Origin of the sequence: Collinsella sp. LCP19S3_A6, from assembly GCF_052122015.1 — a bacterium.
Lineage (GTDB): Bacteria > Actinomycetota > Coriobacteriia > Coriobacteriales > Coriobacteriaceae > Collinsella.
The window spans coordinates 72,993-86,921 of record NZ_JBQKDD010000007.1 but is presented as its reverse complement, the minus strand read 5'-3'; the positions used below and the strand labels follow the sequence as shown (position 1 = coordinate 86,921).

The window sequence follows — 13,929 nt, the reverse complement described above, 5'->3', positions numbered from 1 at the left end:
ACACGCCACGGGCTATCATAGCAAAACGGCGCACTGCCGACAAAGCAGCACGCCGTTATGCAATGCGCGTGTCATATATGCAGGCTCAGCAGTGCCTTATACCGAGGATAGCAGTCACGTAAGGCTCGGCAGCAGCCACCGCTGAACCATACCCCAGTGCAGGACCTAGCCGCGGACCTCGCCGTTTACGCCCTTGCACACCTTGGTGACGATCTTCTGGTGCGCTTTTTCGACCTCTTCGCTGGTAAGCGTGTGGTCGTCGGAGCGATACGTAAGCGCAAAGGCCATGGACTTCTTGCCCACGCCCACGCGGACCGGATCGCGGTAGACGTCGAACAGACGCACACCCTCGAGCAGCTTGCCACCGGCGCTGGTAATGCGGCGCTCAAGGTCCTCGCAAGTCACGGAGTTGTCGACCACGATAGCAAGATCGTGCTCAACAGCCGGGTACTGCGAGAACTCGCGGTAGTTCTCCTGGTTGCGGGCGCCCTTGATCAGCTTGTCCAGGTCGAGCTCAAAGGCAACGACGACCTCGTCGATGCCCATGGCTTCGCGCGCCTCGGGGTGGATCTCGCCGACCCAGCCCAGCACGGTGCCGCCAGACAGAACCTCGGCGGCACGGCCCGGCTGCAAGAAGGCATAGCCCTCGCCCTCGACGGGACGGAAGCGAACCTTCTCGATGCGCAGCTGGGCGAGCAGCTCCTCGACAATGCCCTTGCCAAAGAAGAAACGCAGCTTGCGGTACTTCATGTTCCAAGACCGCTCGCTCCACTGGCCCGAGAGCACGCCCGCCACGGACTTAGTCTCCTTGGGCAGGCTGGCGTTCTCGCGGCCGTGGAACAGGCTGCCGACCTCGTACAGGTGCACGTTGGGCGTGCCATGGGCCTCGTTATAGGCCACAGACTGCAGCAGGCCCGGCAGCAGTGAGCGGCGCATCTCGGTCTGCTCGGCCACCAGCGGGTTCATAAGTACCACGGGGCAGCCGCGGCCCTCGGTGGACATGCCGATCTTCTCCAGGTCGCCCGGCGCGGCAAAGCCAAAGGTCGTGGTCTCGTTGAGGCCGCAGGCGCGCAGGATCTCGCCGACCTTGCGGGTAAGCTTCTGCTCGCGGGTCAGGCCGCCGATGTGGTTCTTGGCAGCCGGGATGGTCGCCGTCACGCGGCCCATGCCCCACAGGCGCAGGACCTCCTCGATCAGGTCGATCTCGCGCGGCAGGTCGGGGCGGAAGCTCGGCGGGGTAACCATAAAGTCCTCGCCGTCGCGCTCGACGGTGCAGCCCAGGCGGGTGAGCGAGCGCTCGATAAAATCGGGCTCGATGTCGGCGCCGCAGATGGCGTGCACGCGGGCCAAACGCAGCTTAATGCTGTCGATGGTCTTGGGCGCGGGGAACACATCCACGTAGCCGGGAGCGACCTCGCCGCCGGCGATCTCCTCGATGAGCGCGCAGGCAACATTGGCCACATCCACGCAGCCGGTTTCATCGACCTGGCGCTCAAAGCGGATGGAGGCGTCGGAGATCAACGACAGGTCGCGGCTGGTGTGCGAGGTGCGGCCGGCGTCGAAGCAGGCGCTCTCGAGCATCACGTCGACGGTGTCGTCCTCGATCTCGGAATCCATGCCGCCCATAACGCCGGCCAGCGCCACGGGACGCTCGCCGTCGGTGATAAGGCCCATGCCGGCATCGAGCGTGCGCTCCTCGCCGTCGAGCGTCGTGAACTTCTCGTCCTGCTGGGCGGCGCGAACCACCACGCGGCGATGACCATCGCGCTCGGCAAAGGTGTCCAGGTCAAAAGCGTGCAGCGGCTGACCGGTGAGCATCATCACGTAGTTGGTGATGTCGACGATGTTGTTGTGCGGACGCACGCCCAGGGCGTTAAGGCGCTTGACCATCCAGTCAGGCGAGGGGCCGACCTTCACGTTGCGCACGATGCGGGCGACATAGCGGTCGCACAGGCCCTCGTCGGCGATCTCGACCGAAAGCTCGTCGTCGGTCGCGCGGCCGGTCTCCGCCTTGATGGCGGGCAGCTCAACGTGGAAATCGCGGTCGAAGATGGCACCGGTTTCGCGGGCCATGCCGATCATGGACAGGCAGTCGGGGCGGTTGGGCGTGATCTCGCAGTCGAGCACGGTATCACTCGAGCCCACATACTCGGCAAACGGCATGCCGCAGGGCGTATCCTCGGGCAGGATCATGATGCCGGAGTGGTCGCCACCCAGGCCGAGCTCGCGCGCGGAGCAGTTCATGCCCATGGACACGACGCCGCGAAGCTTGCTCTTCTTGATCTTGACGTCACCGGGAAGCACGGCGCCGATCATTGCCGTGACGATGTGGTCGCCGGCCTCGAAGTTCTGCGCGCCGCAGACGATCTGCAGCGGGGCGGGGTTGCCGTCGGCGTCGAGGTTCTTGTCACCCACATCGACCGAGCACACATACATATGGTCGCTATCGGGGTGCGGGGTCTTGGTAAGCACCTTGGCGGTCACCACGTGGTCGAAGGACTCGCCCACGGTGTCGATCGCCTCGACCTCGGTGCCGGTACGGATATATTCGTCCGAAAGGGTCTTGGGATCCTCCGGAATATCGATCATGGTCTTGAGCCAGTCGTAAGAAACGCGCATCTAACTGGTCTCCTTTCATCTGTAACGTCTGCAATAAACAGACGGAAAACTCCAGCTACGGAGACGGGTTTCCGAGGTGCCGCAGATTGCCCCGAAAGAGGAGCGCCGCGTACTTGGGTACGCAAGCGACGGTTTGAGGGGCAAGGTGCGGTGGCTCGGGAAGCCGCCGGGACAGGTCAACTTAAAACTGATTCAGGAAACGCATATCGCCTGTCATGAGCGTTCTGAGGTCGGGCAGGTCGTAGCGCAGGGCAGCGACGCGCTCGGCGCCAATGCCAAAGGCGAAGCCGGTGTACTTCTCGGGGTCGATGCCGCAGTTGATCAGGACGTTGGGGTCGACCATGCCGCAGCCCAAGATCTCGATCCAGCCGCTGTGCTTGCAGAAGTTGCAGCCCTTGCCGCCGCAGACGTGGCAGCTCACGTCCACCTCGCAGGAAGGCTCGGTGAAGGGGAAGAAATGCGGACGGTAACGCGTCTTGCGGTCCTCGCCAAACATGCACTTAACAAAGTAGTCGAGCGTGCCCTTAAGATCGCCAAAGGTGATGCCCTCGTCGACGACCAGGCCCTCGATCTGGTTGAACTGCGGCAGGTGACAGGCGTCGGCCGTGTCGGGACGGTAGACGGTGCCCGGGCAGATCATGTAGATGGGCGGCTTCTGCGACTCCATGGTGTGAATCTGCACGCCCGAGGTCTGGGTGCGCAGCAGCACGTCGGACTCGCCGTGGGCATGCGCCTCGGGGTGCGCGACGCTGCCGGGGTTGTTGTCGACCACATAGAAGGTGTCGCGGGCCGAGCGGCTCGGGTGATCCATGGGGGCGTTGAGCGCGGTGAAGTTGTAGTAGGAGGTGTCGACCATGGGACCGGACTCGACGGTGTAGCCGATACCGCTAAAGATATCCTCGGCCTCCTCGATGATCTGCTTGATCAGGTGCTGGTGGCCGATCTGCGGACGAATGCCCGGCAGCGTGATGTCGACGGCCTCGTGCTCCAGTGCGTGCTTGAGGGCGGCGGCCTTCATCTCGGTGGTGCGCTCGTCGAGCATGCCCTCGATCAGCTGGCGCATCTCGTTGGCGCGCTTGCCCATCACAGGGCGATCCTCGGGGGCGAGCTTGCCCATCATGCGCATCAGGCCGGTAATACGACCCTTGCGGCCGAGCAGCTCAACGCGCGCAGCCTCGAGCTTGGCGGCGTCGTCGGCGCCTGCGACGAGCTCCTTGGCCTCTTCCTCGAGTTTGACCAGATCATCAATCAGACTCATGTCTTCCCTTTCGTCTCTCGCGTTCCCCGCTCGCCAGGACGACTGCCGCCGTCTGGCGTTGCAAAAACGCGGCCCGGTTCGGTAACAAAAAACCGTCCTCGGGCATGTGCATTGCCCAAGGACGGTTGAATTCCGCGGTACCACCTTGTTTGACCCGGCGGATGTCTGGCCCGCCGTGCCCACTCTATGCCCCTTATCGCGAGGCTCACGGCTTCCCTACTGGGGCTTCGCCGCCGCTGGCCGCGCGCCCGTTGAGGTTGCTGCTCGGGAGTGAACGCTTGGCCCTTGCCACCGCAGGAAGGCTTGCAGCCCATGACCTTCCCTCTCTTGCCGGCGACGCGGCGGGCAAAACCCTCTCCGTCAACGCATTGGGCTATAGGATAACACATTCTGCGAGCATATCGCCGCGTTCCGTTTTGTTCGCACTGGGTACAAGGCAGGTAGCTGTGCAAACTGGCCGCACGCCCACCCGTGGCGTCCGGTCTGCGAGATCAAGGATATAGGTATGGGAAAGAAACTCGATAAGAAGGCCAAGGCCGCCGTGGCCAAGGCCTCTAAGAACGCCAAGGCGGGCAAGGGCATCAAGAAGCTCCGCAAGCTCGAAGGCAAACTATGGACCCGCGAGTACCTGCTCAAGATTGCCGAGTTCGATGGCGCGACGATTGCCCCCGCCAACGGCGCTGCGGCCCGCGCCGATGCTATGGGCACCCTTGCCGGCGAACATCACAAACTCCTGACCAGCAAAAAGTCCGTCGAGCTTGTAGGCTCGCTGGCACACGAGACCGTCGCCGGCGGCAAGATCGACGACCCGCAGCTGCTCGACGAGATCCGTGTGCTCGGCCGCGACCAGCGCGAGGCCAGCGTTATCCCTACTGAGGAGGCCGAGGCCTGGACCAGGCTCACCTGCGAGGCCGACGCCGTGTGGCACAAGGCCAAGACGGCCAACGACTGGGCGAGCTTTGAGCCCTACGTGGATAGAATCGTCGCCCAGCTCAAGCATCAGGCCCAGCTCATGGACCCCAAGCGCGACCCATACGATGTTTGGCTCGACCAGTACGAACGCGGCCTTTCCGCCAAGAGCTTCGATGCGTTTTGTGACGAGGTCAAGGCCACCGTCGTGCCGCTCGTTCACGCCATCGGCGAGCGCGGACAGCAGCCTACTACCGACTTTTTGCACGCGCATGTGCCCGAGGCCGCCCAGCGCGCCATGAGCTTCGACCTGATGAAGCTCGTCGGCCTTAACCTGGACGACACCACGCTCGCCTTTACCGAGCACCCGTTTAGCGAGGGCTTCTCGGTGGGCGATGCGCGCATCGCGACGCACATCTACGAGGACGACTGCATCTCCAACGTCTATAGCATCATCCACGAGGCGGGCCACGCCATGTACGAGCTGGGCGTGAACCCCGCTTACGCGCGCACGTGTCTGGAGGGCGGCACCTCCATGGGCATTCACGAGAGCCAGAGCCGCTTTTTCGAGAACACCGTAGGCCGCAGTCGCGCTTTTATGGGACCGCTGCTCGAAGTGCTGCGCCGTCACGCGCCCGAGGTCTACGGCAACGTGGACGAGGACACGCTCTACCACGCCGTGAACATCGCTCAGCCGTCGCTGATCCGTACCGAGGCCGACGAGCTCACCTACCCGCTGCATATTATGGTGCGCTACGAGATTGAGCGCATGCTGTTTGCCGGCGAGGCCACGGCCAAGGACATCCCCGCGCTTTGGAATCGCTTTATGGACGAGTACCTGGGCATTCCTGTTCCCGACGACACGCGCGGCTGCCTGCAGGATACGCACTGGAGCGGCGGCTCGTTTGGCTACTTCCCCACGTATGCGCTGGGCAGCGCCTACGATGCCATGTTTGTGCCGGCCATGTGCCGCGACGGTGTCGACCTTAACGGCGCCTGTGCGAGCGGCGACCTGACACCCGTCCGCGCTTGGCTGGGCGAGCACATTTGGCAGTGGGGCCGCGCCAAGGACGCGCCGGAGCTCATCAAGGGCGCGTGCGGTATGGCATTCGATGCCCGCTACTACTGCAGCTACCTGCAGGACAAGTTCACCACACTGTACCAGCTGTAAGGATTGACCAGCACGCCATCGCCAACGCCAACCATGTTGACGTCGATGTCTTGGCAACGTCAGCGAAAACGGCCCCAAGCGAGCAAGGTGACGTGAAATGAAAGGGCGCTGACCTTCTGGTCGCGCCCTTGAAATTGAACGCCAGATTGCCGCTTGGGGCCGTTTGTAGCGTCGAGCGGTTACGCGGTTTGGTAAAACCGCGTAACTACAGAGCTTCGAGTGCAGCGGCGATGCGCTTCATGGCGGCGTCGGCGGCGTCTTGGTCCGGAGCCTCGGCCAGCACGCGAATCACCGACTCGGTTCCGCTCTTGCGCACGAGCACGCGGCCCTCGCCCGCCAGCGCGTCCTCGGCCTCGGCAATGGCGGCCTGCACGCCCATGTTGCCCAGCGCAGCATCCTTGTCCGCCACGCGTACGGCAACCTGCGCCTGCGGCAGCAGCTTACACGGCACCGCGAGCTGCGAAAGCGTCTCGCGTTCGGCACGAATCACTTCCATCACACGCAGCGAGGTCATAATGCCGTCGCCCGTACGCTCGATATCGCCAAAGATTGTATGGCCCGTCTGCTCGCCACCCAGGCTGTAGCCGCCCTCGCGCATCTTGGCATACACGTGGCGGTCGCCCACGCCGCTGGTCACGGCACTCAGGCCGGCAAGCTCCAGCGACTTAATCAGGCCAAAGTTGCTGGCGATCGTCGGCACCACGGTACCGCCCGAGAGGCGCCCGTGCTTGTTAAGATACACGCCGCACACGTACAGAATCTGGTCGCCGTCGACCACGCGGCCGCGCTCGTCCACAGCCAGGCAGCGGTCGGCATCGCCGTCGTAGGCAAAGCCCACGTCCAAGCCTTGCTCCACCACATGGCGCTGCAGGCGCTCCATATGCGTAGAGCCGCAGTCGACGTTAATGTTAAAGCCGTCGGGTGCGGCGTTAATCACGCGCACATCGGCGCCGAGCGCATCGAACACCGGCTTGGCGACAGAGGACGCCGAGCCGTTGGCGCAGTCAATGCCAATCTTGACGCCCTGCAGCGAAAAGTTCGCGCTTGCAATGAGCGAGGCGATGTAGCGGTTGCGACCCTGCATGTAGTCAACCGTGGCGCCAATGTGGTTGCCCGTGGCCAGCGGCACCTCGCTCTTGCCATCGATGTAGTCCTCGATGAGCTCCAGCACGTCCTCGTCCATCTTAAAGCCGTCGCTGTTGACCAGCTTAATGCCGTTATCGCAAAACGGGTTGTGGCTCGCACTGATCATGATGCCGCAATCGAAGCAGCCCTCCACGGTCTGGTGCGCCACGCCCGGCGTAGGAATCACATGCAGCATATAGGCGTCTGCGCCGCTCGCAACCAGACCGCTCACCAGCGCCGCCTCGAACATATAGCTCGAGCGACGCGTGTCCTTACCCACGATCACGCGCGCCTTGGCCCCGCGCCTGGCGCCGTAATACCAGCCCACAAAGCGGCCGATCTTGTACGCGTGCTCCACGGTCAGCCCAACGTTGGCCTCGCCGCGAAATCCGTCGGTGCCAAAGTACTTCATAAGAGGTCCTTTCCGTAGACAAAGGCGCGCCGCCAAAGCAACGCGCCGCCAGCCCATTATCCTTTAATAGCAACCGCAGAGGCTACACCGTGAGGAACATCATCACGATGATCATGGCAAAGCCGATAAGGTCGGTCGGCAAAAATACCGTGCCCAGCATAACGGCGCTGGTAATGGTTGCCGAGACCGGCTCCACGGTCCCGATGAGGCTCGCGCGCACCGAGCCGATGTCCTTGACGCCCTGCATATAGAGCATGTACGCCAAAAACGAGCCCACGACCACAAACACCGCGAGCGCCTCGACGCCGGTGGCATCGAGCGCCGGCATATGGGCCCACGGCTGCACGAAAACGCACGAGACCACGCCTGCCGTGAGCATGGCAGAGCCTGTAACGATGGGGCTGCCGTATTCGGGCAGGATCTTGGCGGGAATCACCGCCATGCAGGTGGCGCTCACCGCGCACATAAGACCCGCCACCAGACCGAGCGGCGAGATGCTCAGGCTCGTGGGGTCGCCGCCGGTGGCGATCAAAAACGTGCCGCCAAGGGCCAGGCCAATACCGATAACCTCGCGCATGCGCGGTTTGCGGCGATCGGTGATGCAGGTATATCCCATGATGATGACCAGCTGCAGGCACTGAAGGACCGTCGCGGTTCCGGCGTTGGTCAGGCGCACGGCCGAAAGATAGCAAAACTGGTTGAACAGCAGGCCAAAAGCGGTAAAGAGCAGCAGCTGCTTGCGATCAGCGGGCGTCGTCCAAAGCTTAACCAGGCGTGCGCGGTCGCGCGTGACAACCACAGCCATAAAGAGCAGGCCGGCGAGAATCTGTCGTATGCTCATAAGCCACAGCGTATCGACATGGTAGGTATCGAACAAAAAACTCGCGCTGGTGCCCGAGAAGCCCCAAAACGAGCCGCCCACGAGCGTAGCCAACATGCCCACGATCATCTTGCGCGTCTGGGCATCGTTGAGGCGGTCGCGCCATGCACGGCGGGTGCTGCGGCTGAGCTCATCGGTGCCCTCGGGCACATCAATGTTCGATATATCGGTCATCGGCACCGAAGTCCCTGCGCCTTCGACCTGCTCGACACGCTCTTTGCTCATCCCGCTCCCCCGAAACAGCCTGGAAACAATTCGGCTTACCTTACCACGGCGAAGGCACCAGCTGGGGGCTTGTCCGCTTATCGGTAGGACAATTCCGCAGACGTCTCTTCCATGGTTCGGCATCGCAACGGCTTTGCATTATGCGACAGCCAAATCACGGCAGCGAGCTCTTTTAAAATGGGCGCGACAAAGCCCTTTGATTCCATAACGTTAGCGATTTTAAAAAATATTCTTGCCACCGAGTTCAAGCTCCGTTATATTATCCCTTGCGCACTTGCGCACCCTTGATCGGGCGTTTAGCTCAGGGGGAGAGCGCTTCCCTGACACGGAAGAGGTCAGAAGTTCAAATCTTCTAACGCCCACCAAATGTTCGCAGCCCAGAGGCTATGCCTCTGGGCTGTTTTGTTTTATCTGCTAAGCCAAAAGGGCGCCGTGGCACCCAAAACCGCTTCGGCAGCTCCAATAACCATCCCAATCGAGGCTGATACCGCCTCTACATAACCGGCAATCATCCCGGCAGACCCCAAGTTGCTTCGGTATCGCCGGCAATTACCCCTGCCACACCCAAAGTCGCCCAGACAACCTCGGCGACTGCCCCAATCAGCCCCAAAATTACCCAAACAGCCTTGGCGACTGCCCCGATCTGGCCTTCGCAAGCCTCGCGGCCACATCCGGACAGCCTTCCCATAATCAGGTCTAATACTTTTCCCGAGAAGTGAACGACCTTATTTGGACCCCCGAAGCATCCACACTTTTTACAGCCAAAACCGCAGGATTCCAATGATAAAACCGCAGGAAATAAGCCACCAAAAGTGTCGATGTTTCGGGGGTCCGTTTTGACTCGTTCACTTCTCGGGAAAAGTATTAGACCTGACAATGAGGCCCTTGGTCCCATGCCCAGCAACCGCCCCTACCAATGTTGACGCGCCTCGATTACGGCCTGCCAAAGCTTAAACCGCTTCGCTTCGACGCGCTTGAGGGCAAAGTATCGCTGCTCCTCGCTCATGGGCTTGTTAAAAATGGGTCGCTTGTTCCGATGCAGCTTCCGTCGGATGCGTTCGCACAGCCGGATGAGCTTGTCGTAGTCATTTGCCTGCTCAGTCGTCACGGTGAAGTGTGCCACGCCGCTTAACAGCTCCAACTCGTTGCGGCGCTCGGCATCCTTGTAAATCTTCTCGCGTCCGTCATGAATGGCATCGCTATCGTAATCGACCATCGCGGTCAGCACCTCTGGCAGCAGCCCGGCCTTTACTTTATCCATGCCCACCTCGACTTTAGCCGTAAGCGTTATGTCGGGTGTGCGCTCCAACACGCGAAGCTTGTGATCACGTCCGTCATTGTATCCATCGCGAATGAAGACCTTCTTGTTAAGTTCGGCCTTGCCCAATGCATACCCGCCGTAGCGCGCAGGCAGCGACATAAACATGCAGAGCCCCGACTCCCTCGGAGAGCGCGACCCCTCGATCACATATGCAAGCAGCGCCTTTGCCTTCGCGATACCCCTCACCTTGGGTGACTTCTCGATATACGCCTCGATGAGCTCCTTAGTCGTGAGCCTGCTATCGCGCATGCCCGCATCCCTGCCTGTTACCCCACCGGGAGCAAGGTTATCCAGCCGGTAATCCGATGTCATCGCATAGCCGGCATAGACGGCCGCTGCCACATCGCCATCGTGCACAGCCTGCAAAAACGCCAGCTCCGGAGAGCACACATACGCATCAAGGTCGCCCATCCAGTGGCCCAGCGAGATAAACGAACCCGCCGGGAGCTCGTTGGTGCACAGATGCGTCTTAACATGCTTGCTCTGCCGACGGCCGGCGCGCGACGGCACCAGCAAATCCAGCGTTTCGATCCCCAGGTCATAGCGATCGATAACCTCCTGCGCTTCTTGATCCAAGAGCGCACAGGCACCTGCAATCGACACGACCTCTGGCTCCGAATCCCCAAAGCGAGGGTTCGGCATGTGCGCCAACAGCGCCAATGCGGCGTTATGTGAAACGATAAAGTACCTCATGGCGCGAAGATAGCACGCACGCCGGCGGCGGCTGGCGGTTCTGTTAAGTTTCCGGTAAACGACCGGCGGTTTTTTCGCCGAGGTGCGCCAAAGTGTTCATTCGACGATGCCCAAACCGCAATCCGTCAAGTTTTTGGCAAGGTTGCCGCCCAACTGGCCAAAAGCCGACCATCTACTTGCCAGTTTATCCAAGGCGTAACCAACCAGTCCGCACCGCAGCTTCTCGGCAGAACGCCACAACGTCCACACCCTGCGGTATCCTTGAGCCACTTACACCTGCAGCACCAAGGAGCCACCATGCGCACCGAGCTCGATGTTCCCTTTTCGCGCAAAGAAGAAGCCAAGGCGCTGGGCGCCAAATGGGACCGGACCAAGAAGATCTGGTATGTACCCAGCGGCGTCAACCCCGAGCCCTTTGCCGAGTGGCTGCTCGGTGTTGACCGATCCGACCCCTCCGCGCCGTATATATATCTAGTACTGGGCAAGCGCGAGTGCTGGAAGTGTCACAAAGAGACCTCGGTCGCGGCCTTCGGCATTCCCTATCGAGCCGATGACGGCGAGGGCATCGCCATCGCGCACGCACCCAACAAGGCCGGGCACATTGCCATCGACACGACCAATGCCAACGCGCTCGCCATTGTTCCCGCTCTTGGCTGCGTGCCGGGCGAGATCCGCGACTATCTTTCTAAGCGCTGTGGCTACAAGCCCGTAGGCGCGCGAGCCTCCAAAGCCCCGTCATTCGGCAACAAGTGCACCAGTTGCGACGCGCTGCAAGGCAGCCGCTATCTGTTCGAAGAACCCACGTCCCCGTTTGCCCTCACTGCCATCAACAAGCTGCCGGCACTGGAGTTTGTGCGCGTCGAAGTTACCGGCGTCTTTGGCGTTCCGGCCACGCATACCAATTTTGACCAGGCACTCTTTACCTGGGCACGCGACCATCACGCCAAGTTCCACAAGCAACTCGGTGAGGGAATTTATTTGTAGAGACGGAGAGGCCTTCACAGCCAGCTCCTCCGCATCACCTATCCCCCGTCGCAAACGTCATACACGATATCGAGGCCGCAAACAGGGCATTTCTCCGGATACACCGGCATATGAACGCCCGTCCGTTTTCTCACTTCGTCGCTGAGTCTGTCGCGCGCATCGATGAACCGAATATCGAGACACGATATTTGCGAGCCGCAACAAGGACAGGCGACAGCAAACGACCCGCAATCAACCTCTACGCCCGGAAACATATTGTTGTCGATAAGGGCACACGGCAGTTTTCCGTACTTCCCCATCGCAATATCGCCTCGCCAGCTCACACGCGCTCCTCTCTCGCTATCCAAATCAGGAAAAGCATGCACCGGCAGGCGTGCACGAGATTGCATCGCCACGCGATCCGATCAAACAACACGATCGTAAAAGACCGCCAAAGCCAAATACGCTAATACGGCAGAAGCCCCGCCTTTTCACGCTTCTTTTCCGAGCGATCGAACTCAATGCGATGGGCCTCGAGAAACACCGCATTGGGTCGCCACTGACGCTCATTCGGCTGCCTTAGCGTCGCACCTGCAAAGGAAGCGTAGTCGGTCTTATCCAGCAGGTACGATCCGCACAGTCGATATTCGCCGCAAACAGGCTCAAACGAAATCAGATGAGCATCGAATAGAGCATGAAAGTCGCGCCGAAGTAGAATGCCGTTGCTGGCAACCTGCGATTTGGGTCCCGAGTAATTCTCGATATGTGCAGCCTCCAGTGCCTCGTTAACCCCACAACCCGACACCGCGCAGCGACCATCATAGGCGGCAATGAGCTGCTTGCGGAACCATTGCTGCCCCAATCGCTCGCGTCTCAACGCATAGCGAACTTTTTCGTCATCGGTCGCACTCTGTCCGGCAAACTCAATGTCGACTGGCATGTGCTTCAGATAGCTCATATCGGACGCAAAACGAGGATCAGGCCCGCCTTTATGAACGGGACCATGCAGAACAAACCAGCCGTTTTCGGGCTCAAACCGTTCAACAAACGCAAGGCCAAGCACCTTATAGCCCACCTCGGTTGCAAATATGACTCCGACTGGTACGCCATATTCCATGCAGTTGAGCATTTTACGGTTGTAATTCTGGTCTCGAGAACCAACGGCGCCTGGCGCTTGAACCGAATACTTAATGACCCACGTACCGTCATCCAAATAGAGCGGAGGAACATCGATGTAGAAGCTCTTTTTAGAGTTATGGACCGAAAGCGCAAAGATCTTATTGGGATCTTGCTTCACCCGATCCTGGCCCGGCCAGAAGATCCCTGAATCCCGCGTTACGGGAAAGAAGTCCGCGCCAATTCTCAAACGATACTGATACTGAGGGCTATCTTCCTTGGTGCGGTGCGGAAGGTTGGTCCAAACGCCGCCGCGCTGCTCCTCACCCAGAAACCACTCCCATGCCTCAACGTATTCGGAAGGCACGAGACTGCAGGCACGGTCATAGCTTGGTCCATCCATCAACGGAACAGCAAGGTCAATGTCGTTCATCGCCAGCACCTACAACCATACGAACGCGAGTCATGCCCCTCAATAATATGGCCGAGAGTCAATTATTACGAGATCTCTTCCGCGATCGGCACATCGTTGATGCTCTCGGTTTGCCGCTGGCGCGCTCGTACCCCGCTATCCCACTCCCCTGTATACTGATGTAGCACGTGTTTCATCCGGGCTTATTGGGCCGGATTGTTCATGGGAGGGTCTTATGGCTGCTTCGAATCCGCCTAAGGGAAGCGTTTCTTCTTCGTCCATCAAGCCGGTGACGCGCAAGGCCGTGCGTTGCCAGCGCGAGGTCGCTTGGCTTGTCACGCAGGCAGCGGGCAGGCTTGTGGCGACTACTCAGGACGTCAATGCGCCTACGCCGAGCTTTGTGTTAGCGGCGGCGCTGGATTTTATGCGCCAATTGGAGCTTGCCGCACAGGATGCCAGCGGCCACCTCGACTACCAGAATGTTATGGCGCCCGACCTGCAAACGTTCTGCCACATGGCCAAGTTGCCCGCCGCGCCCAATGCGCTTTCGGACGCAGGCTACATGTTTACGCTTTCGGGCGCGGACCTTATCCGCGATATCTACGCATACTGCAGCGAGCTCACCGAGCGCCACGTCTTTGACGCGGCAGAAATCAAACCGGGATATGCCATCAAGCTGGTTCTTAGGCTGTTCCTGATGGATGGGTTCGGGACTATGCCAGCGTAAGCCGGATTTTTAACTTCGCCGTCGACTGGGCAACAACCGCCTTACCTTAGCGGGCGCCAATCGAGAGTCGATTATTGGGTCACCTCGTCCGCTGGCGC

The 13,929-nt window shown here is 60.6% G+C and carries 9 protein-coding genes and 1 tRNA gene; 4 read left to right on the top strand and 6 right to left on the bottom strand.

The features are described 5' to 3' along the window. Positions 1-165: 165 nt before the first annotated feature. Together pheT and pheS are read right to left on the bottom strand one after the other, a co-directional pair. Complete coding sequence (gene pheT / locus ACTQVX_RS06035) at positions 166-2,619, bottom strand: phenylalanine--tRNA ligase subunit beta (RefSeq protein ID WP_441560567.1); 2,454 nt, start codon at positions 2,617-2,619, stop codon at positions 166-168. Between the two features lie 181 nt (positions 2,620-2,800). Further along, positions 2,801-3,877, bottom strand: a complete 1,077-nt coding sequence (pheS, locus tag ACTQVX_RS06030) for a phenylalanine--tRNA ligase subunit alpha (protein ID WP_154517607.1) — start codon at positions 3,875-3,877, stop codon at positions 2,801-2,803. Positions 3,878-4,382: 505 nt separating this feature from the next. Here pheS and ACTQVX_RS06025 point away from each other — a divergent pair. Next, positions 4,383-5,957, top strand: a complete 1,575-nt coding sequence (locus tag ACTQVX_RS06025) for a carboxypeptidase M32 (RefSeq protein WP_441054345.1) — start codon at positions 4,383-4,385, stop codon at positions 5,955-5,957. Positions 5,958-6,162: 205 nt separating this feature from the next. Here the strand turns inward: ACTQVX_RS06025 and glmM are convergent, their stop codons facing one another. Both glmM and ACTQVX_RS06015 read right to left on the bottom strand, forming a co-directional pair. After that, a complete protein-coding gene (glmM, locus tag ACTQVX_RS06020; protein ID WP_441560565.1) occupies positions 6,163-7,494 on the bottom strand; it encodes a phosphoglucosamine mutase in 1,332 nt (443 codons plus the stop codon). 82 nt (positions 7,495-7,576) lie between these two features. Further along, positions 7,577-8,599 carry a DMT family transporter gene (locus ACTQVX_RS06015; protein WP_441560563.1) on the bottom strand — a complete coding sequence of 341 codons (1,023 nt, stop codon included), beginning with the start codon at positions 8,597-8,599 and terminating at the stop codon, positions 7,577-7,579. A gap of 290 nt (positions 8,600-8,889) precedes the next feature. On the opposite strand from ACTQVX_RS06015, the gene ACTQVX_RS06010 reads away from it, so the two are divergent. Next, positions 8,890-8,964 (top strand) — tRNA-Val (locus ACTQVX_RS06010). A gap of 545 nt (positions 8,965-9,509) precedes the next feature. Here ACTQVX_RS06010 and ACTQVX_RS06005 read toward each other — a convergent pair. After that, entirely contained in the window at positions 9,510-10,523 is a 1,014-nt protein-coding gene (locus tag ACTQVX_RS06005; RefSeq protein WP_441560562.1) for a hypothetical protein, read from the bottom strand. A 387-nt stretch (positions 10,524-10,910) separates the two neighbouring features. Between ACTQVX_RS06005 and ACTQVX_RS06000 the strand changes: the two genes are divergently transcribed. Beyond that, positions 10,911-11,597 (top strand): DUF5710 domain-containing protein, encoded by a 687-nt coding sequence (locus tag ACTQVX_RS06000; RefSeq protein WP_441560560.1) that lies wholly within the window; start codon positions 10,911-10,913, stop codon positions 11,595-11,597. Positions 11,598-12,042: 445 nt separating this feature from the next. Here ACTQVX_RS06000 and ACTQVX_RS05995 read toward each other — a convergent pair whose 3' ends face one another. Then, positions 12,043-13,125, bottom strand: coding sequence for an HNH endonuclease (locus ACTQVX_RS05995; RefSeq protein ID WP_441560559.1), 1,083 nt, complete (start codon positions 13,123-13,125; stop codon positions 12,043-12,045). A gap of 214 nt (positions 13,126-13,339) precedes the next feature. Here ACTQVX_RS05995 and ACTQVX_RS05990 point away from each other — a divergent pair, with 214 nt between their 5' ends. Continuing rightward, the gene (locus ACTQVX_RS05990) at positions 13,340-13,831 is read left to right on the top strand and encodes a hypothetical protein (RefSeq protein ID WP_441560557.1); all 492 of its coding nucleotides are present in this window, start codon (positions 13,340-13,342) and stop codon (positions 13,829-13,831) included. Positions 13,832-13,929: the final 98 nt, after the last annotated feature.

Coding starts and splice junctions, on each gene's coding strand:
- pheT (WP_441560567.1), bottom strand. CDS start 2,619: ATGCGCGTTTCTTACGACTGGCTCAAGACCATGATCGATATTCCGGAG.
- pheS (WP_154517607.1), bottom strand. CDS start 3,877: ATGAGTCTGATTGATGATCTGGTCAAACTCGAGGAAGAGGCCAAGGAG.
- ACTQVX_RS06025 (WP_441054345.1), top strand. CDS start 4,383: ATGGGAAAGAAACTCGATAAGAAGGCCAAGGCCGCCGTGGCCAAGGCC.
- glmM (WP_441560565.1), bottom strand. CDS start 7,494: ATGAAGTACTTTGGCACCGACGGATTTCGCGGCGAGGCCAACGTTGGG.
- ACTQVX_RS06015 (WP_441560563.1), bottom strand. CDS start 8,599: ATGAGCAAAGAGCGTGTCGAGCAGGTCGAAGGCGCAGGGACTTCGGTG.
- ACTQVX_RS06000 (WP_441560560.1), top strand. CDS start 10,911: ATGCGCACCGAGCTCGATGTTCCCTTTTCGCGCAAAGAAGAAGCCAAG.
- ACTQVX_RS05995 (WP_441560559.1), bottom strand. CDS start 13,125: ATGAACGACATTGACCTTGCTGTTCCGTTGATGGATGGACCAAGCTAT.
- ACTQVX_RS05990 (WP_441560557.1), top strand. CDS start 13,340: ATGGCTGCTTCGAATCCGCCTAAGGGAAGCGTTTCTTCTTCGTCCATC.